Below are 19929 nucleotides of genomic sequence, written 5' to 3' on the forward strand. Positions count from 1 at the left end.
GGCGCGTGCGCGTCAGTGCGTGAGCTCGGAGGGGGCGCCCTCGCGGGTGATGATCGCGGCGTCGCCGTCCTCGTCCAGCTTCACGCCGAGGCGCTTGCGGAAAGCGCGGGTGAGCACCAGCAGCGTGATGATCCCGATCGTCAGCCAGATCAGGCCGTAGGTGAGCGCGTCGAGGTGGAGGTTGACCCACAGCACGCCGGTCAGCACCATCCCGATCGCCGGCAGCACGATGTTGCGGATGATCTGCTTCGCGCCGCGCACCTGCCGCTTGCGGATCGCGAAATGGATGATGACCGTCGCGTTCACCATCGTGAAGGCGATGAGCGCGCCGAAGTTGATCATCGACGACACGAACTCCAGGGTGAACGCGGCCGCCAGCAGCGAGACAGCGCCGACCAGCAGCACCGCCACGGCGGGCGTTCGGAACTTCGGGTGCACGAACGAGAGCGTCCGCGAGATGCGGCCGTCGCCGTTGCGCGCCATCACGTAGATCATGCGCGAGACGCTCGCGTGCGACGCCAGGCTGGAGGCCACCGCCGCCGCGACCGCGGCCGAGATGAAGAGGATCTGGAAGAGCAGGCCGCCGGTCTTGAGCGCGATCTCCGGCAGCGTGTCGTCCGTGAAGTGGAAGCCGGCGAGCGTCGGGAAGCGCGACTGCGCGAACCAGGCCGCGACGAAGAAGATCGCGCCGCCGATCATCAGCGCGAGCACGATCGCCTTGGGCACGGTTCGGGTGTCCTTGGCTTCCTCGGTGTACATCGTGATCGCGTCGAAGCCGATGAAGGAGAAGCAGACGACGGTCGCGCCGCCGATCACCGCCAGGATGTGGACGCCTCCGTGGAAGAGCGGCGCGAGGCTGAACGCCGTCCCGTTGCCCGCCCCGGCGTTCAGGGACGCCCAGGTCAGCGCCACAAACACGGCGATCAGCACGATCTGGAACGCCACCAGGACGCCGTTGACCTTGGAGGTGGAGGACATGCTGAACAGGTTCATCGCCGTGATGGCGACGACGTAGCCGACCACCCAGATCCAGCCCGGCACCTGCGGGAAGAACGACTCCAGGTACAGCCGGACGATGAGCGCGTTCACCAGCGGCAGCAGCAGGTAGTCGAGCAGCGACGACCAGCCGACGAGGAAGCCGACGTTCGGGTGGATGGTCTCCGACGCGTACGTGTACGCCGACCCCGCCGAGGGGAAGACCCGCGTCATCCGGCCGTAGCTCACCGCGGTGAACACCATCGCCACGAGCGCGAAGAGGTACGCGGACGGCACGACGCCGTTGGTCTCGCCGGTCACGATGCCGAACGTGTCGAACACGGTCATCGGGGTCATGTAGCCGAGTCCGAGGCCGACGATCGCCCAGAGGCCGAGGGACCGGCGGAGTGCGGTGGGGGCGGGGTTTGTGGACACGCGAGCTCCTTCGCTGCAGTCGGGGACGTGCCATAGTAAGCGCACTCCGCGACGAAATCCGAATCGACAACGACGGATCGCATACCACATCGGGTGATTTCGCCACGGAATACGTGGTGATTCGGCGTTTTGAGTGTCGATTCCGGCAGTCGGCGAAATCTACTTCGCGAGCCACTCCCGCAGCCGCGGCAACGGCCAGGTCGTCACGATCCGCTCCGCCGGCACACCGTTGGCGGCCGCCCGCGCCGCACCGTAGGCGAGGAAGTCGAGCTGCCCCGGCGCGTGCGCGTCGGTGTCGATCGAGAACAGGCAGCCCGCGTCGAGCGCCCGTTGGATGAGGTCGTCCGGCGGGTCCTGCCGCTCCGGCCGCGAGTTGATCTCGACCGCGACGCCGTTCTCCACGCACGCCGCGAACACCGCGTCGGCGTCGAACTCGCTCGGCGGCCGGGTGCCGCGCGACCCCTGGACCAGCCGCCCTGTGCAGTGGCCCAGCACGTTCGTGTGCTTGGCGCGGATGCCGCCGAGCATCCGGGCGGTCATCGTGCGGCTGTCCGCACGCAGCTTGGAGTGCACGCTCGCCACCACGACATCCAGCCGGTCGAGGAGGGCGGGCGTCTGGTCGAGCGTGCCGTCCTCCAGGATGTCGACCTCGATGCCGGTGAGGAGGGTCACGCTGCCGGTGTCGAGGCCGGCGATGATGCCGAGCTGCTCCTCCAGCCGCTCGGCGCTCAGGCCGCTGGCGACCGTGAGCGTGGGGGAGTGGTCGGTGATCGCCTGGTACTCGCGGCCCAGCGTCGCGGCCGCGGCTGCCATGACCTCGATGGGCACCGTGCCGTCCGACCACTCGGTGTGGCTGTGGAGGTCGCCGCGCAGCTGGGCGCGCAGCTCGGCGCCGCCGGCATCGAGCGGCTCCGCGTTGCGCTCGCGGAGGTCGGCCAGGTAGGTCGGGACCTCCCCCTCGACGGCCTGCGAGATGACCTGGAAGGTGCGGTCGCCGATCCCCTTGGTGCGCTTGAGCCGGCCGTCCGCGACGCGGGACGCGACCTCGTCCGTGCCGAGCGGCCCGATGATCGCGGCGGCCTTACGGAACGCCTGCACCTTGAAGGAGGGGGCGAGCTCGCGCTCCAGCCAGAAGGCGATCTCGTTCAGCGCTGCGACCGGTTCCATGCTCCACATGCTCCCACCCCAGCCCTCCCCACATCCATCCCACCCACCGAAGGGCACGTCGTTGTCACTTTTCGCGCCCGGAAGTGACAACGACGTGCCCCTCGGCGGGCGGCGAGCGGGGGTTACGGGGGGTTACGGGGGGAGGCGGGCGTCAGTGGGGGCCGCGGGTAGCGTCGGAGGGTGAGCAGCGCGATCGAGAATCTGGGCCGCGAGTCCCGCGTGTACGAGCCGAGCGCCGCGTTCGCCGCGCAGGCGAACGTCGGGCCGGACGTGTTCGCAGAGGCCGCCGACCCGGTGGCGTTCTGGGAGCGGCAGGCCGCCCGCCTCGACTGGGCCGAGCCCTGGCACACCGCGCACACCTGGGAGCCCGCAACGCCCGGACCGGACGGCGAGCTCGGCATCCCGCGCGCCGAGTGGTTCGCGGGCGGGAGGCTGAACGCCGCCGTCAACTGCGTCGACCGGCACGTCGCCGCCGGCAACGGCGACCGCGTCGCGCTCCACTTCGAGGGCGAGCCGGGCGACCGCGAGACCGTCACCTACGCCGACCTCCAGCGCCGCGTCGCCCGGGCGGCCAACGCCCTCACCGCGCTCGGCGTCAGGGAGGGCGACCGCGTCGTCGTCTACCTGCCGGTGCTCGTGGAGACGGTCGTCATCACGCTCGCGATCGCCCGCATCGGCGCCATCCACTCGCTCGTGTTCGGCGGGTTCTCGGCGGAGGCGCTCCGGTTCCGGGTGGAGGACACCCGGGCGAAACTGCTGGTGACCTCCGACGGGCAGTTCCGCCGCGGCGTCGCGGTCCCGGTGAAGGCGCAGGCCGACGCCGCCGTCGCGGGCGTCGACGTGATCGAGCATGTGCTGGTCGTCCGCCGGACCGGCGAGCTCACCCCGGACATCCCGTGGACTCCCGGCCGCGACGTCTGGTGGCACGACGTCGTGGACACCGCCCCGGACGTGCACGAGCCGGAGTCCTTCGACGCGGAGACCCCGCTCTTCATCATCTACACCTCCGGCACCACCGGCCGACCGAAGGGCGTCGTCCACACCACCGGCGGCTACCTCACCCAGGCGTCGTGGAGCCACTGGGCGCTCTTCGACGCGAAGGACTCCGACGTCTACTGGTGCACCGCCGACCTCGCCTGGGTCACCGCGCACACCTACGTCCTGTACGGCCCGCTGTCGAACGGCGCGACCTCCGTCATTTACGAGGGCACACCGAACACGCCGAGCACCGGCCGGCATTTCGAGATCATCGAGCGTTACGGCGTGACGACGTACTACACGGCGCCCACGCTCATCCGCACGTTCATGAGCTGGTTCCCGGACGGTCTCGCCGCGGCCGGCACCTGGGACCTCTCCAGCATCCGGCTCCTCGGCACCGTGGGGGAGGCCATCAACCCGGAGGTGTGGGTCTGGTTCCGGGAGCAGCTCGGCGCCGGCCGCGCACCCGTGGTCGACACCTGGTGGCAGTCGGAGTCGGGCGCGGCCATCGTCGCCCCGCTGCCCGGCGTCACCGCGCTGAAGCCCGGCTCGGCGACGCTGGCGGTGCCCGGCGTGACCGTGCGGGTGGTGGATGAGCGCGGGGAGGACGTGCCGCGCGGCTCCGGCGGCTCCATCGTGATCGACGGCACCTGGCCTGCGATGTCGCGGACGGTCTGGGGCGACCCGGAGCGCTACCGCGACTCCTACTGGCGCACGTTCGCCGACCGCGGCTACTTCCTCGCCGGCGACGGCGCGGCCGTGGACGACGACGGCTACCTGTGGTTGCTCGGGAGGCTGGACGACGTGATCAACGTCTCCGGCCACCGGCTGTCGACCATCGAGATCGAGTCGGCGCTGGTCGCGCATCCGTCCGTCGCGGAGGCCGCCGTGGTCGGCGTCGGCGATGCGACCACCGGGCAGGCGGTGGCGGCGTTCGTCATCCCGGCCGGTGCGCTCGATCCCTCCGGACTCCGCGAGCAGGTGGCCCGCGCGATCGGCGCGATCGCGAAGCCGCGGCACGTCGTGGTCGTCGACGACCTCCCGAAGACCCGCTCCGGCAAGATCATGCGGCGATTGCTGGTCGACCTCTTCGACGGCCGCCCGCTCGGCGACACGACCTCCCTGCAGGACGAGACGGTGCCGGGGCGGATCGCGGAGGTGCTGGCGGCCGGCCGGTAGCCCCGATGACGCTGGTCCCAGACTCTAGGACGCCGTGCCCACCGCGGCCGCCGCGAAGATCTCCTCGCGGAAGGCCAGCGCCAGCGCCGCGGCCGCGGGTCGTGCCGCCGGGTCGCGCGCGGTCATCGCGCGCAGCAGCGCCGTCCACGAGCCCGGCAGGTCATCCGGCACCGGCGGGTCGAACTTCAGCCGCGCGAGCGCCGACTCCACGGCGCCGCCCGGGTACGTCACGGTGCGCGTGAAGCACTCCAACAGCACCAGCCCGAGCGAGTACACGTCGCTCGCGGGCGTCGCGGCCTTCAGGGAGGCCTGCTCGGGGCTCAGGTAGGCGGCCGTCCCGGTGGTGGTCTTCCCCTCCTCCTCCAGCTCCGGCGACGCCAGGACGCCACCCGCGATCCCGAAGTCCGTCAGCCGCGCGCGGGCCCGGAAGGTCGTCGTCCCGTAGGTCACGAGCATCACGTTCGACGGCTTGATGTCGCGGTGCACGACGCCGTTCGCGTGCACGTACTCCAGCGCCTCCGCCAGGTCGTAGGCGATCTCCGCGATCTCTTCCGTCGTGAGCGTGCGCTCGCGTAGGGTGGCGGCCAGGTCGCTGCCGGTCACGAGCTCCATCACCAGGAACGGCCGCGGGTCCTTCGGCGCCGAGTAGTCGATCCCGGCGTCGATCAGCGAGACGATGCCGTGGTGGCTGAGCCGCGCGAGCGCGGTCTGCTCGGTGCGGTACTGCGCCATCTGCTCCTCGGTCGCCGAGCGGTACAGCTTGATCGCCACCTCCCGATCGAGGATCTCGTCGGTCGCGCGGAAGACGATCGCCTCGCCGCCGCGGCCGATCTGCGTCTGCGGACGGTAACGGCCGAGCAGGGCCGGGATCTCGGGTTCGGTCATCCTGCCGCCGATCGGAACAGGGCGAAGGAGGTCTCACCGACGATCACGCTCTCGCCGTCGTGGAGGGCGAGCTCCTGGTCGCTGGACAGTTCCAGCTGCCAGGGGGCGCCAGGCGAGTCCGGCAGCACGAACTCCACCCCGTTCTCGGCGGCGTTGAGCAGCAGGAGGAAGGAGTCGGCGCCCTCGTGCATGAGCACGAACGCGATCGTGCGGGCCTCCGGGTCGTTCCAGTCGTCGTCGGTGAACGACTCCCCGTCCGCACGCACGATGCGCACGGTGTCGGAGCCGCCGACGTCGGGCGCGTGCCGGTACCACTCGGGACGGAGGGCGGGCTCGGTGCGGCGCAGGCGGATGAGCGCCGCCGTGAACGCGTGCAGGTCCCAGTCGGCGTTCGCCCAGTCGTACCAGGAGATCTCGTTGTCCTGGCAGTACGCGTTGTTGTTGCCTTGCTGGGTGCGGCCGAGCTCGTCGCCGCCGAGGATCATCGGGACGCCGGCCGAGAGCAGCACGGTCGCGAGGAGGTTCTTCCGCTGCCGGACCCGCACAGCGACGATCTCCTCGTCGTCGGTCGGGCCCTCCACGCCGTAGTTGCGCGAGCGGTTGTCGGACTCGCCGTCGCGGTTGTCCTCCCCGTTCGCGTCGTTGTGCTTCTCGTCGTAGCTGGTGAGGTCAGCCAGCGTGAAGCCGTCGTGGGCGGTGACGAAGTTGACGCTCGAGAGCGGCGCGCGGCGGGAGTCCTCGTAGATGTCCGGGCTGCCGAGCACGCGCTGCGCGAGCGTCCCCAGCACGCCGGGGGTGCCGCGCCAGAAGTCGCGCACGTCGTCGCGGAACTGCCCGTTCCACTCCGACCAATCGGCAGGGAATCCGCCGAGCTGGTACCCGGCGGTGTCCCAGGGCTCGGCGATCAGCTTGACGCGCGCGAGGGTCGGGTCCTGCTGGATGAGCGTGAGGAAGGCGCTATGCATGCTGGCGTCGCCGCCCTGCCGGGTGAGCGTGGTGGCCAGATCGAACCGGAATCCGTCGATGTGGTAGTCCTCGACCCAGTAGCGCAGCGAGTCCATGATGAGCTGCAGGGCGGCGGGATGGCTGACGTTGACGCTGTTGCCGGTGCCGGTGGTGTCGAAGTAGTGCGCGCGGTCGCCGTCGACGAGCCGGTAGTAGGAGGGGTTGTCGATGCCCTTGAAGCTGTAGGTCGGGCCGAGGTCGTTGCCCTCGGCGGTGTGGTTGTAGACGACGTCGAGGATGACCTCCAGGCCGGCCGCGTGCAGCGCCTTGACCATGCCCTTGAACTCGTCGACCTGGTGCCCGGTGTCGCCGGTGGCGGCGTACTCGTTGTGCGGCGCGAAGAAGCCGATGGAGTTGTAGCCCCAGTAGTTGCGGAGGCCTTTCTCCTGCAGGTGCGGGTCCTGCACGAACTGGTGCACCGGCATGAGCTCGACCGCGGTGACCCCGAGGTTCTTGAGGTACTCGACGGCGGCCGGGTGCGCGAGGCCGGCGTAGGTGCCGCGGAACTCTTCCGGCACCCACTCCATCAGCTTGGTGAAGCCCTTGACGTGGGTCTCGTAGATGATGGTCTCGCTGAGCGGCGTGAACGGACGCTCGTGGTCGCCCCAGTCGAACTCCTGCGGGTCGACGACGACCCCGAGCGCGACGTGCCGCTTGCCGTTGGTGTCGCTGCGCCGCTTGGGCCGGCCGAGCTGGTGTCCGAACACGGCCTGCGAGTTGTCCCACGACCCGGTGACGGCGCGGGCGCGCGTCGGGAGGAGGACCTTCGCTGGCGAGAAGCGGAGCCCGTTGGCCGGGTCCCAGGGTCCCGCGACCCGGACGCCGTAGCGGGTGCCGGGGACGAGGCCCTGGACGTAGCCGTGGAAGACATGCCCGGTCCGATTGGTGAGCTCGGTCCGGGTCTCCCGGCCGCGAGCGTCGAACAGGCAGACGTAGATGTTGTCCGCGTTCTCGCTGTAGACGGCGACATTGGCGCCGCCCTCGACGAGCGTGATGCCGAGCGGATACGGCGCGGAGCCGTCGCGGCTCACCGGACCGCCCGGGAAGAGTTGCTGTGCGCGATGCTTCTGGGCGCGGGGTCGCTGAGCTGGGGGCAGAGCTGGGGCACGGTGCCTCCGATGATCGGTAGACCGAAAGGCTACCTGCGCGCGCGAGCGCGCGGGAAGCGGTTGACAGGGGTATCGCGGCCAGCTATGCGGCCGCGACGTACTCCTGCCGCACGACGCCGTCCGTGGCGTATTCGATGAAGCCGAAGTCCCGATCGGAGTTCAGGATCACCGCGTCGTTCGCCACGGCATACGCGGCGATGAGGCAGTCGAGAGCGCCCGCGGCGCGCACCGCACCGTTGTCCCAGAGCGCCTCCTGGATGCCCAGGGCCGCGCTCTCACTGGGGTGCTCCCACGCCGGAAGCAAGTCGTCCATGTCTGCCTGCAACTCCCGGTGCTCTTCGGGAGAGCGGGCGGAGTGGCAATACTCCAGGACCTGCGGTGGGCAGGTGATGAGCAGGTGGTGGGGGAGGATCTCCCTCAGCCGCCGCGCGATCGCCGGGCTGCTGGAAACCCTCTGCCAGATGCTGTTGTCGACGAGGTAGGTCGTCACGAGTCGGCGCTCGCGCCCGGAAGGAACGTCGGAGTGATGGTCGGAGCGTCGATCTGGTCCGGCTCGAAGCGGCGGGCGATGATGCGCTCGACGGCCGCCTGCTGACGGTGCATCGCGAGCAGCCTCCGGAGTGCGATGTCGACAGCCTCCCGGTTGGAGGATGCGCCCGTGGTCGCCTTCGCCTGCGCGAGCAGGTCCGGATCGATGTCGATCGATGTGATGGCCATGTCGTCTCCCTCCAAACTATATAGACCACTATATAGCGATGTGGGCGTTGCGTACAACATGTCCTTCACCTTTCCACTCGTCTGACGCTCACCGCGCCGCCGAACACGGCCTCCGTGACCGCCTCCTCCGCGGCGGCCGGGAGGCCGCTCCCGCTGAGCGACGCCTCCACCCGGAGCCCCGCGCGGGTGAACCCGAACACTCCGTCGACGCAGGTGACGTCCGTGGCACGGGCGCCGGCCGGCAGTTCGCGGCGCAGCTCGATGAGGCGCCGGTACCAGGCGAGCAGCCGGGCGTGCGTCGGGCGGCCGGGTTCGGTCCAGTCGAGGCGGGCGCTTTCGAAGGTGGCCGGGTCCTGCGGGTCGGGGACCACATCCGGGTCCCAGCCCATCCGGGCGAACTCGGCGATCCGGCCGGTGCGGGTAGCCTCGGCCAGCTCGGGCTCGGGGTGGGAGCTGAAGAACGGCCACGGGGTGGTCGCGCCCCACTCCTCGCCCATGAACAGCATCGGCGTGAACGGGCCGAGCAGGATCAGGGCGGCGGCGACCGCGAGGCGGCCCTCATCGAGCGTCGCGGTGAGCCGGTCGCCGACAGCGCGGTTGCCGATCTGGTCGTGGTCCTGGCTGAAGGCGACCAGCCGGGTGAACGGGATGTCGGCGTCGAGCGGCCGGCCGTGGTTCCGTCCGCGGAAGCTCGACCAGCTGCCGTCGTGGAAGAAGCCGCGCTCGAAGACCTTCACGAGCGCCTGCGGCCCGGCGAAGTCGGCGTAGTACCCGCTCGTCTCTCCGGTCAGGTTGACGTGGACGGCGTGGTGCACGTCGTCATCCCACTGGGCGTCGAGGCCGTACCCGTGGCTGCGCCGCTCGCGGATCAGCCTCGGGTCGTTGAGGTCGCTCTCGGCGATCAGGATCGCCGGCCGGCCCGTCGTCTCGCGGATGCCGGTCGCCTCCCGCGCGAGCGCTTCCAGGATGTGCTCGGCGCTGCTGTCGCGGAGGGCGTGCACGGCGTCCAACCGAAGGCCGTCGACGTGCATGTCACGCAGCCAATACCGGGCGTTGTCGAGGATGAGCCGCCGGACCTCGCCCGAGTCCGGCCCGTCGAGGTTGACGGACGACCCCCAGGTGTTGCGTCCCTCGCTCAGGTAGGGGCCGAACATCGGGAGGTAGTTGCCGCTCGGCCCGAGGTGGTTGTAGACGACGTCCTGGATGACCGCGATCCCGCGGCCGTGACAGGCGTCCACGAACCGCTGGTAGGCGTCGGGACCGCCGTAGGGCTCGTGCACCGCGAACCAGAGCACCCCGTCGTAACCCCAGCCGTGCGGCCCGTTGAACGCGTTGACCGGCAGCAGTTCGACGGCCTCCACGCCGAGGTCCACGAGGTGGTCGAGCCGAGAGGCTGCGGCGTCCAGTGTGCCCTCGGGGGTGAAGGTGCCGAGGTGGAGCTCGTAGATCACGCGACCGCTCAGCGTGCCGGGCCGCCAGTCGTCGTCGGTCCAGGCGAAGGCGTCGGGGTCCCAGGTGCGACTCAGTGCGTGCACGCCGTCGGGCTGCCGCCGCGAGCGCGGGTCGGGGAACGGGCCGGCTCCGTCGACCACGAACCCGTAGTCGAGAGCGGCTGTGTCGTCGAACGGAGCGGGCAGGCTCCACCAGCCGTGCTCGTCCTTCTGGAGTGGATGCCTCCCGGCGCCCGCGACCTCGACCTCGACCGCATCCGCGCCCGGTGCCCACACCGGGAAGGTGGCGCTCATCGGACCACCGCCAGCAACGCGACCGGGTAGCGATCGAACAACTCGGCGAGCCGTACCCTGCCGCTCACCTCGCGTCCGGTCAGCTCGTCCCGATAGGCCGCCGTTCCCACGTCGACCGTGGTGTCGCCCCACCCTCCCGCGTGAGCCAACCCGACCGGGAGCCGGGTGGCCAGCGTGACGGCGCCGCCGCGTTCGAACGCGACGAGGTGCTCCGCGCGCTCGCCCTCCGCGGTCAGGGGCCGATACTCCGCGAAGAGCTCCGGCCGTTCGCGGCGCAGCCGCAGCGCCCGGGAGGTCACGAGCAGTTTCGCCGCTCCCGACGAGTCGATGGGCGGCAGCCAGCCGTCGTCGAGGTGGGCGAGCAGCCCGCCTGCGGCGTCGAACTCCACCGGGCGGCGGTTGTCCGGGTCGACCAGCGACCGCTCCCAGCGCTCCGAGCCCTGGTAGACATCGGGGATGCCCGGCATGGTGAGCTGGACCAGCTTGGCGCCGAGGCCGTTGCTCGCACCCGGCCCTTCGACGATCGCGGCGATCGCCGCGACCTCCGCCGCCACGCGCGGGTCGTCGAACGCCGCGTCCACCAGTTCGCCTATCGCGTCCTCGAATGCCGCATCGGGGTCGGTCCAGCTCGTGTTCGCGCCGGCCTCCCGCGCGGCCTTGAGCGCGTAGGCCTGGAGGCGCTCCCGGGAGGCGGGCCACGCTCCGACGATCGACTGCCAGAGCAGGTTCTCGAGCGACCCGTCGCCGATCGACACGCGGTTCCGGACCGCCGCGAGGAACCGGCCCCAACGCTCCGGCAGTTCCGCGAGCACGGCGATGCGCGCCCGGGTGTCCTCGCTGCGCTTGGTGTCGTGCGTGCTCAGCGTCGTCAGCGAGTACGGGAGGTCGGCCAGGCGCCGCTGCTGCACGCGGTGGAAGTCGGCCACGTCCATGGCGAAGTCCGACGGGTCGCCGCCGACTTCCGTCAGCGACACCAGCCGGGTGTACCGGTAGAAGGCGTTGTCCTCCACGCCTTTGGCCATGATCGCGCCGCTGGTCTGCTGGAAGCGCGCGGAGGCCGGCGCCAGGATGCCGTCGGAGTCGGGCGCGAACGCCGTGCCGAGTGCCTCCAGCGCGTCGGCGAGGTCCGGTCGCGTGGCGGACGCGGCGTCGAGCGCGGCCCGCAGCTGGTCGTCGCCGAACGGGAGGTAGCTCCGGTAGACCGGGAAGCCTGCGGCCAGTTCGGCCACGGCGTCGGCGAGGGAGTCGGAGTCGGCTCCCTCCTGGCCCAGGTCGCGCACGACCCGCAGCACCTCCGACCGCAGCAGGCCGTCGGCCGCCGCCCGCTTGCGGCGGTGCACCAGCCCCGACCAGTCCCTGCTCTCCTCGCGTGCGTCGTGCTCCTCCGCCAGCGCCGTCAGCGGCTCGTCGCCCGCCGGGTCCACGAACACGCGATCCACGAGCCCGAGCGCGTCGTACCCGGTGGTGCCGGCGATCGGCCAGCTCGGGATGCGCTCGTCGCCCTCCAGGATCTTCTCCACCCAGACCGGGCGCCCGTCGGCCAGATCGGTGAGCCGATGCAGGTAGTCGCCGGGGTCGCGGAGGCCGTCCGGGTGGTCGACGCGCAGGCCGTCCACCAGCCCGTCGCGCAGCCAGCGACCGATCTCGGCATGCGTGTCGTCGAAGACCTGTGGGTCCTCCACCCGCACGCCGGCCAGCGAGTTCACCGCGAAGAACCGGCGGTAGTTCAGCTCGGCGTCGGCCCGCCGCCACGAGACCAGCTCGTAGTGCTGGCGGGCGTGCACCTCCCGTGGCGACGCGAACTCGGTCCCGGGAGCGATCGGGAACCGGTGATCGTAGTAGCGCAGCTCGCCGTCCACGACGCGCAGCGCGTCCTCCTCGTCCGGTCCGTCGCCGAGCACCGGGAGGCGCAGCCGGCCGCCGCCGAAAGCCCAGTCGATGTCGAAGTGCCCGGCGTACGCGGACTCCTGACCGAACCGGAGGACATCCCACCACCACGGGTTCTCGTGCGGCACGGCGACGCCGAGATGGTTGGGCACGATGTCGACGATCACCTGGAGGCCGCGGAGGTGGGCGGCGTCCGCGAACTCCCGCAACGCCTCCGGGCCGCCGCGCGCCTCGTCCACCCGCGTCGGGTCGACCACGTCGTAGCCGTGCGCGGACCCCGCGGCCGACTGGAGCAGCGGCGACAGGTAGACGGCGCCGACGCCCAGACGGCGCAGGTAGTCGAGGACCTGCGCGGCGTCCCTCAGCGTGAAGTCGGGAGTGATCTGGAGGCGGTAGGTGCTTTTCGGTACGTCGTGGCTCACAGCAAGGATTCTTTCGCGCAGCGCACCCCGCAGGAAGGGGCTGGACTTTTCTGTGGAGAACTCGCGCTTGCGCACGCTCTGTGGAGGAGTGAGGGGATTGAAAAACCCGTCCGGGTGTGCACCCTGGACCGCTCCACGACACCGTGGGAACGTCGTGGCGACCTGATCGAAAGGGGACAACCAATGGGACTCGACGACAAGATGCAGAACGCCGCGGAGAACGCGGGCGGCAAGGCCAAGGAGGCCACCGGCAAGGCGACCGGCAACGAGCGCCTGGAGGCCGAGGGCAAGGGTGACCAGGCCAAAGCCGACCTCAAGAACGCCGGCGAGAAGGTGAAGGACGCCTTCAAGCACTGACGTCCTCCACGAGAGCCCCCGCCCCCGTCCATGGGGGCGGGGGCTCTCGCGTTCAACAGGTCAGGAGGAGACCGCCGCGATCGCGCTGATCTCGATCAGCGCTCCCGGCACCCCGAGCCCCGCGACGCGCGACCCGGTCACGAGCGGCGGCGCTCCCTCCCGGCCGAGCTGGGGTGCGATGGCCCCGTACGCCGCGCGGAGGTCGGCCGAGGCATCGATGAGGACGAACCACTGCACCACATCGTCGAGTGTCGCTCCCGCCGCCGCGAGGGCGACCTTCGCGTTCTCGAGGGCACGCGCGGCCTGTGCGCCGACCTCCGGCGACACGAGCGCGCCGGTCTCGTCGACACCGTTCTGGCCGCCGAGGTAGACGGTCGCCGATCCGGCGGGGACGACGGCGACGTGGCTGAAGGCGGGACTGCGGACGAGCCCGTCCGGCTGGAGGAAGGTGACGGCCATGGCCTCATCCTGCCAGCGACCACCGACCGCCGTACAGGAGTCCGCCGTTGCCGCCCCAGGCGAAGTCGAAGCGCGATAGCGGAGGTGAAATCCTGCATGTTTGTTCACGTCCGACCGCGGATGTGACTGCACAGGGACGGCGCCGGCACCCGATACTCGCATCCATGAAACCGCAGCCTCGTGACGCCTCGTCCGCCGGGCCGACCGTGCCGCACGTCGAGCGCGCGACCAGCGTGGTGACCGGTCAGCCGATCCTCATCCGCTGCGAATGCCCGCTGGGACGCGACCACACCTATGCCGAATGGCAGGAGCGATTCGGCGGCGGTACGACCGAATGACGGCGGAAGGCTCGGAGCCGTCAGTGGATCGTCTGGTTCCTGCCGCATCGCGCATGGATTCCGTGAGGATGCGCGCCACCGCGCCCGAGCCGGCGTAGACCGATATCCGTGACGACGATCGAGCGACCTCCCGCGCGCGGCAGGGCGAGGCGATTCTTCGAAGGCGCCCACCGCTGGGGCTGGTTCGAGGAGACCTCCGCCCTGTACACCGCGCGCACCGGGGTGTGCGCGCGCCGGCTGTTCGTCTACCCGCCGGGAACGACCTCCGCCGAGCGCCGCGCCATCGTCTTCCGGCGGCGCTGGCCGACCGTCGGCGGCCTGCTCGCCCTCATCCCTGCGCTCGTGCTCGCGCCCGCTCCTGCGGTGACGGCGATCGGCGCGCTGGTGGGGGTCTATGTCGCGGGCTTCGTCCTGGCCGCGGTCGCGACGCGCCGGGTGTGGAGGGAGTGCCGCGTGATCCGCTGCTCCACCGTCGCGGTCGGCGACCAGTACGAGGCGTACGGCGACGAACGGCTGGTCACGGCCTCCCTCGCGTCGTTGCTGGCACTGGAGCGCGCACGGGACGAGGGCCGGATCGACGAGGTCGGATTCGAGCTCGGCTGGAGCCGCGTCTACGATCTGGCGCAGGCCCGTCGCGCGGAGTAGCTTGCGCTGCATGGGCGACCGTGTCGAGCGCGCCCGGGCGCTGCGTCGCGTCGGGCTGGGAGTGCTCTTCGCCGTCCTCGCCCTGGTCTTCACGGTCGCGGTCACGGTGCTCATCCCGACGGAGGGCGAGAACCCGCGTGCGTGGGGGATCGTCGTGTGCGGTGTCGTGACGGTGGCGGTCTTCACCCGGCTGGCACTGCGAAACTGGAGGCTGCTCCAGCACTACCGCGGGGAGGACCTCCCTGTCGCGCACGCCGGCCATCGTCGGCTGCTCCACCACTGACCCTGTCGCGTTACGGCAGCAGGATCACCTTGCCGCCGGGATGCCCCGACTCCACCAGCCGCGCGGCGTCGGCGGCCTCCGCCAGCGGGAAGGTCCGCGCGATGTCCACCTCCAGCTCGCCCTCGGCTATGAGGTCGAGCGCGAGCGCGTAGGCGTCGTCGCGCAGCCGCAGCTCGTCGGCCGTCAGCGGAACGGGGTTCCCGCCTCCCCACGCGCGGATGCCCAGCGCGGCCGCGCGCGGCCCGACCACGATCGTGCCGATCCGCGAGCGGTCGTCGACGAGCGCGAAGGAGGCCTCCAGCGCCTCGTCGGAGCCGATCGCGTCGAGGATGAGGTCGTAGCCGTCCGGCGCGGCGGCGCGCAGGCGGTCCAGCAGCCCGTCACCGTACGCCACCGGTGTCGCCCCGAGCTCGAGCAGCCGTGCGTGGCTCGCCGGCGATCCGGTCGCGACCACCGTGGCGCCCATCCGCCGGGCGAGCTGGATCGCCACCCTCCCGACGCTGCCGGAGCCGCCGTGGATGAGCAGCGTCGTGCCTGGCCCGACGCCCAGCGACACCAGCACCTGGTGTGCGGTGCTCACGGGGACGCCGATCGCTGCAGCCTGCTCCCAGCTCACCGCGGCCGGCTTGCGCACGAGGTGTGAGGCCGGGGCGACCAGGTGCGTCGTGTAGGCGCCGCGCGCGTTGCGGACGACCACCTCGTCGCCGGGCGCCCAGCCGTCCACGTCATCCCCGACCGAGAGCACGACCCCCGCCGCATCGCTTCCCGGCACGCGGGGCGCGGTGATCGGGGCACTGGGCCGGCCGCCGCTGCGCAGCTTGCCGTCGATCGGGTTCACGCCGACGGCGCGCACCTCCACCACCACGGCGTCGTCGGGAGCGACCGGGTCCGGGACCGTGGCCACCTCGAGCACCTCGGGATCGCCGAGCCGGTCGTACTGGATCTGCGTGGCCATGCGGGGGTCCTTCCGTCGCGGGTGGTCGTCCTCCGAGTCAACCAGCGCGGCGGCGGATTGTTTCCCCGCGCGTCACTGTCGCGCGAACGCCGCCCGGTACCGCGTCGGCGGCACGCCGACCTCCGAGTCGAAGTGGTGGCGCAGCAGCGTGGCGCTCGCGAACCCGCTGCGGCGGGCGACCTCCTCGACGGGGATGTCCGTGGTCTCCAGCAGCAGCCGGGCGTGGAGGACGCGCTGCGTCGTCAGCCACTGCATCGGGGGCACCCCGGTCTCGGCGACGAAGCGGCGCGAGAAGCTCCTGGTCGACATGTGGGTCCTGGCGGCGAGGCCGGACACGGTGTGGTTCTCGTCCAGCGTGGTGCTCAGGTGGTCCAGCAGCTCGCTGAAGGTGTCGTCCTCGCAGTCGGACACCGGCCGCTCGATGTACTGCCGCTGGCCGCCGTCGCGCTGCGGCGGAACGACCATGTTGCGCGCGATCGTGTTGGCGACCGCGCTGCCGAGCTCGCGGCGCACCAGGTGGAGGCACGCGTCGATGCCGGCGGAGGTGCCGGCGCTGGTGATGATCGTGCCGTCGTCGATGAAGAGCACATCCGGGTTGACCCGCGCGAGGGGGAAGCGGCGCTGGAGGGCGTCGGCGTGGCGCCAGTGCGTCGTGACTTCACGGCCGTCGAGGAGGCCGGCCGCGCCGAGCACGAACGCGCCGGAGCAGACGCTGAGCAGGATGGCGCCGCGGGCGTGCGCGCGCCGGAGCCCGTCGAGCAGTTCCTCCGGATACTCGTCGCGGATGGTGGCGGCCGGCACCGCGATGAGGTCGGCGTCCTCCATCGCCTCCAGCCCATATGGCGCGATGAGTTGCACGCCGGTCTCGTTCCGGATTGCTTCGCCGGGGGTGAGCGAGCAGACCCGGAAGTCGAACGGCTCGAGGCTCGCATAGCTGCGGTCGAGCCCGAACACCTCGCAGATGACGCCGAACTCGAACATCGCGAACTCGTCGATGACGGGCACGGCCACGCGCTTCAACATGCTCCCGAGTGTACTGGCCGTATCTTTGCGAAGATAGACCTGAAGCCATATGGTGGCCGAATATTTTCGCTCGTAACGTTGAAGACATGGCAAACGGAACCTGGGCACAAGGAATCGAACACAGCTGGGTGGCCCGCCCGGCCAGGACCAACGGCGGCGAGCCGATCGCGTCGCGCCGTCGCCGCTTCGTGCTGAGCGACTGGCTCCCAGCGGCGGTCGCCGCGCGCGGCGGTCGCGTCACCCGCGAGACCGAGCGCGGGCTGGCTGACCTGCGGGCCGCGCAGGACGCGCGCACGACCGGACGCTGATCGCCTGCGGCCCGCGGCCTCCCGCCGCGGGCGCCGCCTAGGCTGGTCCGATGGAGATCAGCGCATCCGGATTCCTCTTCGACATGGACGGCACGCTCGTCGACTCGCACGCCGTGGTCGAAGCCGTCTGGAGCGAGTTCGGCATGCGTCACGGCCTGGACCCCGCAGAGCTCCTCGCGTACGCGCACGGCAGGCAGGCCGTCGACACCGTCGCGCACGTCCTCCCCGACCTCCCTGCCGAGCGGCGGGCCGAACTGGTCGCCGCGCTCGTCGCCGAGGAGCTCACGCGCACCGACGGCATCGTGGAGGTGCCGGGAGCTGCCGCACTGCTAACGGCGCTCGCCGAGGCGGCCGTGCCGGTCGCGATCGTCACGAGTGCGCCGCGCGAGCTCGCCGTCGTGCGGCTGGGGGCGGCCGGCGTCCCCGTCCCCGCCGTGCTGGTGGCCGCGGAGGACGTGTCGCGCGGCAAGCCCGACCCGCAGGGCTACCTGCTCGCCGCCGAGCGTCTCGGCGTGCCGATCGGGCAGTGCGTCGTGTTCGAGGACGCCGAGGCCGGCCTGGCCGCCGCCGTCGCGTCGGGAGGCCGGGTCGTCGTGGTCGGCGGCCATTCGTCGGCCACCACCGCGGGCCTCGACCGTCTCCATGATTACCTCGGCCCCGTGCCCGGCAGAGCGAGCGCACCCCTCACCTCCTGACCTCCTCCGCCGAAGGGCACGTCGTTGTCACTTTTCGCGGCCGGAAACGACAACAATGTGCCCCTCGGGGCAGGGTTGACGGGGGAGGGCGGCGGCGTTACTCTTTATCAATCGATTGATTGATAAAGGATCAGGTTGATAACGATGGATGACCAGCTCGACCGGGCCTTCGCGGCCCTGTCCGACCCGGTGCGACGCGCGATGGTCGCGCGGCTCAGCCGGGGGCCGGCGACGGTCAACGAGCTGGCCGAGCCGTTCGAGATCACCCTGCAGGCGGTGTCCAAGCACATCAGCGTGCTCGAGTCCGCCGGGCTCGTGTGGCGCACCCGCGAGGCGCAGCGCCGCCCCGTGCACCTCGACGCCGCCGCGCTGGAGCGCCTGACCTCCTGGATCGATCGGTACCGCCTGGAGGCCGAGCAGCAGTACCGCAGGCTCGACGCCCTGCTCGCCGCGCCCCCGGCATCCTCACCAGAACAAAGCAAGCGAATGAAGGAGAAGGAATCATGACCAACCCTGTCGTCATCGATGCCGTACCCGGCACCTCGTACGCCGACATCACACGGGAGTTCGAGGCTCCCGTCGAGGCGGTCTTCCGCGCCCACGCCGATCCCGACCTGTACGTGCAGTGGATCGGCCCGCGCAGCCTCGACAACGCGATCACCCATTGGGACTTCCGCACAGGAGGTGGCTACGCGTTCGAGCAGAAGGACGCGAGCGGTGCCGTCTACGCCTTCCGCGGCGTCATCCACACGGTCGTCGAGAACGAGCTCATCATCCAGACCTTCGAGTTCCTCGGCGCACCCGACCAGGTGAGTCTCGACCTCCTGCGCTTCGAGCCGCTCCCCGGCGGCCGCACCCGGCTCGCGGGCCACTCGGTCTTCCCGTCCAAGGAGGCACTGGAGGCGATGATCTCCTCGGGCATGGAGTACGGGATGCGCGAAGGCTACGAGAAGCTCGACGAACTGCTGGCGCGGGGCTGATCCCGATGACCAGGGTCGTCGCCGACATCACCGTCTCGTTGGACGGTTACGTCACCGGTCCGGACGCCGGCCCCGGCAACGGGCTCGGAACGGGGGGAGAGCCGCTGCACCGCTGGGTGTTCTCCGACGACCCCGACGACAAGCGCATCCTCGCCGCCGCGACGGCACGCTCCGGCGCCGTGGTCATGGGCCGCAACCTCTTCGACGTCGTGGACGCCCCGGGAGGCTGGAGCGATGACCTCGGCTACGGCGCCACGGAGGTCGGCAAGCCGGACTTCCTGGTGGTCACGAGCTCGGCTCCACCGACGGTGCGCCTCACGGGCCTGGACTGGACGTTCGTCACCACCGGTCTGGAGGACGCCGTCGCCGCCGCCCGCTCGCGCGCCGAAGCGGTGTCCGCAGAGCGCGGCGCCGACCTGGACGCGGTCCTCATGGGCGGCGGCGCCCTCGTCGGCTCGGCGCTCGCCGCGGGTCTGGTCGACACGCTGGTCCTGCACCTGTCGCCGATCATCCTCGGCGCGGGCACGCCGCTGTTCACCGGTACGGGGCCGCGCGAGCTCGTGCAGCGGGAGGTGGTGGTCACCACGACGGCGACGCACCTGACCTACGACGTGAGGTGAGCCGCCGGCCTCAACCGTTGGTGAAGGCGCGGTCGCCGGTCGGCGTGCATGTGTAGGTGGTGTTCCCGACCACATGCGTGCCGGTGCCGAGGCGGTTGCACTCGTCGACGAGCTGCGTGATCGGCGGGATCAGGACGGCGAGGAAGAGCGCGGTCATCAGGATGGTGAACGAGGCGACGGCGATCCCGGCGACCGCGAACCCGTTGCGCTCGCGCGCCCGCCGCGACTTCACCAGCGCCACGATGCTCAGCACCAGGCCGGCCACGTCGAGGAACCCGATGAACGAGAGCACGAAGCCGACGATCCCGAGCACGCGAGCGGTGCTCATGGGCACCCGGGAGGGGGAAGCGGGAGGGTATGGCAGCTCGTACGGCTGGGGCTGGGGCGTGGCTGCGTCGCAGATCGTGCGCTCCTTCGGTCGAGCCGAGTGTAGGGCACGGCGGCGCGTTTTCGTGCTCGTTCGAGCAGAGCGCGTTGCGAGGCGCCCGTCATGACCGCGACGTGGCAAGCTCTGGAATAGTGAGGCGGGCCGCGACTGGCGACAACGGCCGGCGGCCCGCCCATCACTTCCGCTCCGCCCGCCGAAAGGTGGAGTCGCCGGCGGCTCCGTGCAGGAAACGAAAAAGCCCCGGCTCTCCGCCGGGGCTTTCTCTACTGTCTCAACCAGTGTGCGCCACGAGGGATTCGAACCCCCAACCTTCTGATCCGTAGTCAGATGCTCTATCCGTTGAGCTAGTGGCGCATGACCCAATCGCGTTCTCC

General features: G+C 70.9%; 22 protein-coding genes and 1 tRNA gene. 10 read left to right on the forward strand and 13 right to left on the reverse strand.

Going from position 1 to position 19929, the window contains the following annotated elements; genetic code table 11:
• Positions 1-12: 12 nt before the first annotated feature.
• Both ACFRFH_RS08095 and ACFRFH_RS08100 read right to left on the reverse strand, forming a co-directional pair.
• Complete coding sequence (locus ACFRFH_RS08095) at positions 13-1410, reverse strand: APC family permease (RefSeq protein ID WP_382462469.1); 1398 nt, start codon at positions 1408-1410, stop codon at positions 13-15.
• Positions 1411-1569: 159 nt separating this feature from the next.
• Complete coding sequence (locus tag ACFRFH_RS08100; protein WP_382462470.1) at positions 1570-2577, reverse strand: PHP domain-containing protein; 1008 nt, start codon at positions 2575-2577, stop codon at positions 1570-1572.
• Between the two features lie 180 nt (positions 2578-2757).
• Between ACFRFH_RS08100 and acs the strand changes: the two genes are divergently transcribed.
• Entirely contained in the window at positions 2758-4734 is a 1977-nt protein-coding gene (gene acs, locus ACFRFH_RS08105; protein WP_382462471.1) for an acetate--CoA ligase, read from the forward strand.
• Positions 4735-4758: 24 nt separating this feature from the next.
• Here acs and ACFRFH_RS08110 read toward each other — a convergent pair whose 3' ends face one another.
• The 6 genes from ACFRFH_RS08110 to treY all read right to left on the reverse strand — a co-directional run bounded on the left by ACFRFH_RS08110 (position 4759) and on the right by treY (position 12504).
• Positions 4759-5619, reverse strand: a complete 861-nt coding sequence (locus ACFRFH_RS08110) for a serine/threonine-protein kinase (protein WP_382462472.1) — start codon at positions 5617-5619, stop codon at positions 4759-4761.
• Positions 5616-7655 carry a glycogen debranching protein GlgX gene (gene glgX / locus ACFRFH_RS08115; protein ID WP_382462473.1) on the reverse strand — a complete coding sequence of 680 codons (2040 nt, stop codon included), beginning with the start codon at positions 7653-7655 and terminating at the stop codon, positions 5616-5618. The genes ACFRFH_RS08110 and glgX overlap by 4 nt, the downstream gene beginning before the upstream one ends.
• Positions 7656-7815: 160 nt before the next feature.
• Positions 7816-8223 carry a PIN domain-containing protein gene (locus ACFRFH_RS08120; RefSeq protein WP_382462474.1) on the reverse strand — a complete coding sequence of 136 codons (408 nt, stop codon included), beginning with the start codon at positions 8221-8223 and terminating at the stop codon, positions 7816-7818.
• A complete protein-coding gene (locus ACFRFH_RS08125) occupies positions 8220-8450 on the reverse strand; it encodes a type II toxin-antitoxin system VapB family antitoxin (protein WP_382462475.1) in 231 nt (76 codons plus the stop codon). Before ACFRFH_RS08125 ends, ACFRFH_RS08120 begins: the two co-directional genes overlap by 4 nt.
• A gap of 65 nt (positions 8451-8515) precedes the next feature.
• Positions 8516-10195 carry a malto-oligosyltrehalose trehalohydrolase gene (gene treZ / locus ACFRFH_RS08130; protein ID WP_382462476.1) on the reverse strand — a complete coding sequence of 560 codons (1680 nt, stop codon included), beginning with the start codon at positions 10193-10195 and terminating at the stop codon, positions 8516-8518.
• Positions 10192-12504 carry a malto-oligosyltrehalose synthase gene (gene treY / locus ACFRFH_RS08135; RefSeq protein ID WP_382462477.1) on the reverse strand — a complete coding sequence of 771 codons (2313 nt, stop codon included), beginning with the start codon at positions 12502-12504 and terminating at the stop codon, positions 10192-10194. Before treY ends, treZ begins: the two co-directional genes overlap by 4 nt.
• 183 nt (positions 12505-12687) lie before the next feature.
• On the opposite strand from treY, the gene ACFRFH_RS08140 reads away from it, so the two are divergent.
• Complete coding sequence (locus ACFRFH_RS08140; protein WP_382458322.1) at positions 12688-12861, forward strand: CsbD family protein; 174 nt, start codon at positions 12688-12690, stop codon at positions 12859-12861.
• 60 nt (positions 12862-12921) lie between these two features.
• Here ACFRFH_RS08140 and ACFRFH_RS08145 read toward each other — a convergent pair whose 3' ends face one another.
• Positions 12922-13320: a RidA family protein gene (locus ACFRFH_RS08145; RefSeq protein WP_382462478.1), complete on the reverse strand. Its 399-nt coding sequence runs from the start codon at positions 13318-13320 to the stop codon at positions 12922-12924.
• 164 nt (positions 13321-13484) lie between these two features.
• On the opposite strand from ACFRFH_RS08145, the gene ACFRFH_RS08150 reads away from it, so the two are divergent.
• From ACFRFH_RS08150 to ACFRFH_RS08160, 3 genes are all read left to right on the forward strand, one after another.
• Complete coding sequence (locus tag ACFRFH_RS08150) at positions 13485-13658, forward strand: hypothetical protein (RefSeq protein ID WP_382462479.1); 174 nt, start codon at positions 13485-13487, stop codon at positions 13656-13658.
• 108 nt (positions 13659-13766) lie between these two features.
• The gene (locus ACFRFH_RS08155) at positions 13767-14303 is read left to right on the forward strand and encodes a DUF6611 family protein (protein WP_382462480.1); all 537 of its coding nucleotides are present in this window, start codon (positions 13767-13769) and stop codon (positions 14301-14303) included.
• 10 nt (positions 14304-14313) lie between these two features.
• Positions 14314-14586 (forward strand): hypothetical protein, encoded by a 273-nt coding sequence (locus ACFRFH_RS08160; RefSeq protein WP_382462481.1) that lies wholly within the window; start codon positions 14314-14316, stop codon positions 14584-14586.
• A 10-nt stretch (positions 14587-14596) separates the two neighbouring features.
• Here the strand turns inward: ACFRFH_RS08160 and ACFRFH_RS08165 are convergent, their stop codons facing one another.
• Both ACFRFH_RS08165 and ACFRFH_RS08170 read right to left on the reverse strand, forming a co-directional pair.
• A complete protein-coding gene (locus ACFRFH_RS08165) occupies positions 14597-15541 on the reverse strand; it encodes an NADP-dependent oxidoreductase (protein ID WP_382462482.1) in 945 nt (314 codons plus the stop codon).
• Between the two features lie 72 nt (positions 15542-15613).
• Positions 15614-16564: a helix-turn-helix domain-containing protein gene (locus ACFRFH_RS08170; protein ID WP_382462483.1), complete on the reverse strand. Its 951-nt coding sequence runs from the start codon at positions 16562-16564 to the stop codon at positions 15614-15616.
• A gap of 86 nt (positions 16565-16650) precedes the next feature.
• On the opposite strand from ACFRFH_RS08170, the gene ACFRFH_RS08175 reads away from it, so the two are divergent.
• From ACFRFH_RS08175 to ACFRFH_RS08195, 5 genes are all read left to right on the forward strand, one after another.
• Positions 16651-16872 carry a hypothetical protein gene (locus tag ACFRFH_RS08175; protein ID WP_382462484.1) on the forward strand — a complete coding sequence of 74 codons (222 nt, stop codon included), beginning with the start codon at positions 16651-16653 and terminating at the stop codon, positions 16870-16872.
• A gap of 50 nt (positions 16873-16922) precedes the next feature.
• Positions 16923-17567, forward strand: a complete 645-nt coding sequence (locus ACFRFH_RS08180) for an HAD-IA family hydrolase (protein ID WP_382462485.1) — start codon at positions 16923-16925, stop codon at positions 17565-17567.
• 144 nt (positions 17568-17711) lie between these two features.
• On the forward strand, positions 17712-18074 hold the full coding sequence (locus ACFRFH_RS08185; protein ID WP_382462486.1) for an ArsR/SmtB family transcription factor: 363 nt from the start codon (positions 17712-17714) through the stop codon (positions 18072-18074).
• On the forward strand, positions 18071-18547 hold the full coding sequence (locus tag ACFRFH_RS08190; protein WP_382462487.1) for an SRPBCC family protein: 477 nt from the start codon (positions 18071-18073) through the stop codon (positions 18545-18547). The genes ACFRFH_RS08185 and ACFRFH_RS08190 overlap by 4 nt, the downstream gene beginning before the upstream one ends.
• A gap of 5 nt (positions 18548-18552) precedes the next feature.
• A complete protein-coding gene (locus tag ACFRFH_RS08195) occupies positions 18553-19167 on the forward strand; it encodes a dihydrofolate reductase family protein (RefSeq protein WP_382462488.1) in 615 nt (204 codons plus the stop codon).
• Positions 19168-19177: 10 nt separating this feature from the next.
• Here the strand turns inward: ACFRFH_RS08195 and ACFRFH_RS08200 are convergent, their stop codons facing one another.
• Complete coding sequence (locus tag ACFRFH_RS08200; RefSeq protein WP_382462489.1) at positions 19178-19495, reverse strand: DUF4190 domain-containing protein; 318 nt, start codon at positions 19493-19495, stop codon at positions 19178-19180.
• Between the two features lie 341 nt (positions 19496-19836).
• Positions 19837-19909, reverse strand: a tRNA-Arg gene (locus ACFRFH_RS08205).
• Between the last annotated feature and the right edge of the window lie 20 nt (positions 19910-19929).

Origin of the sequence: Leifsonia sp. NPDC056824, from assembly GCF_042789575.1 — a bacterium.
Classification (GTDB): Bacteria; Actinomycetota; Actinomycetes; order Actinomycetales; family Microbacteriaceae; genus Leifsonia.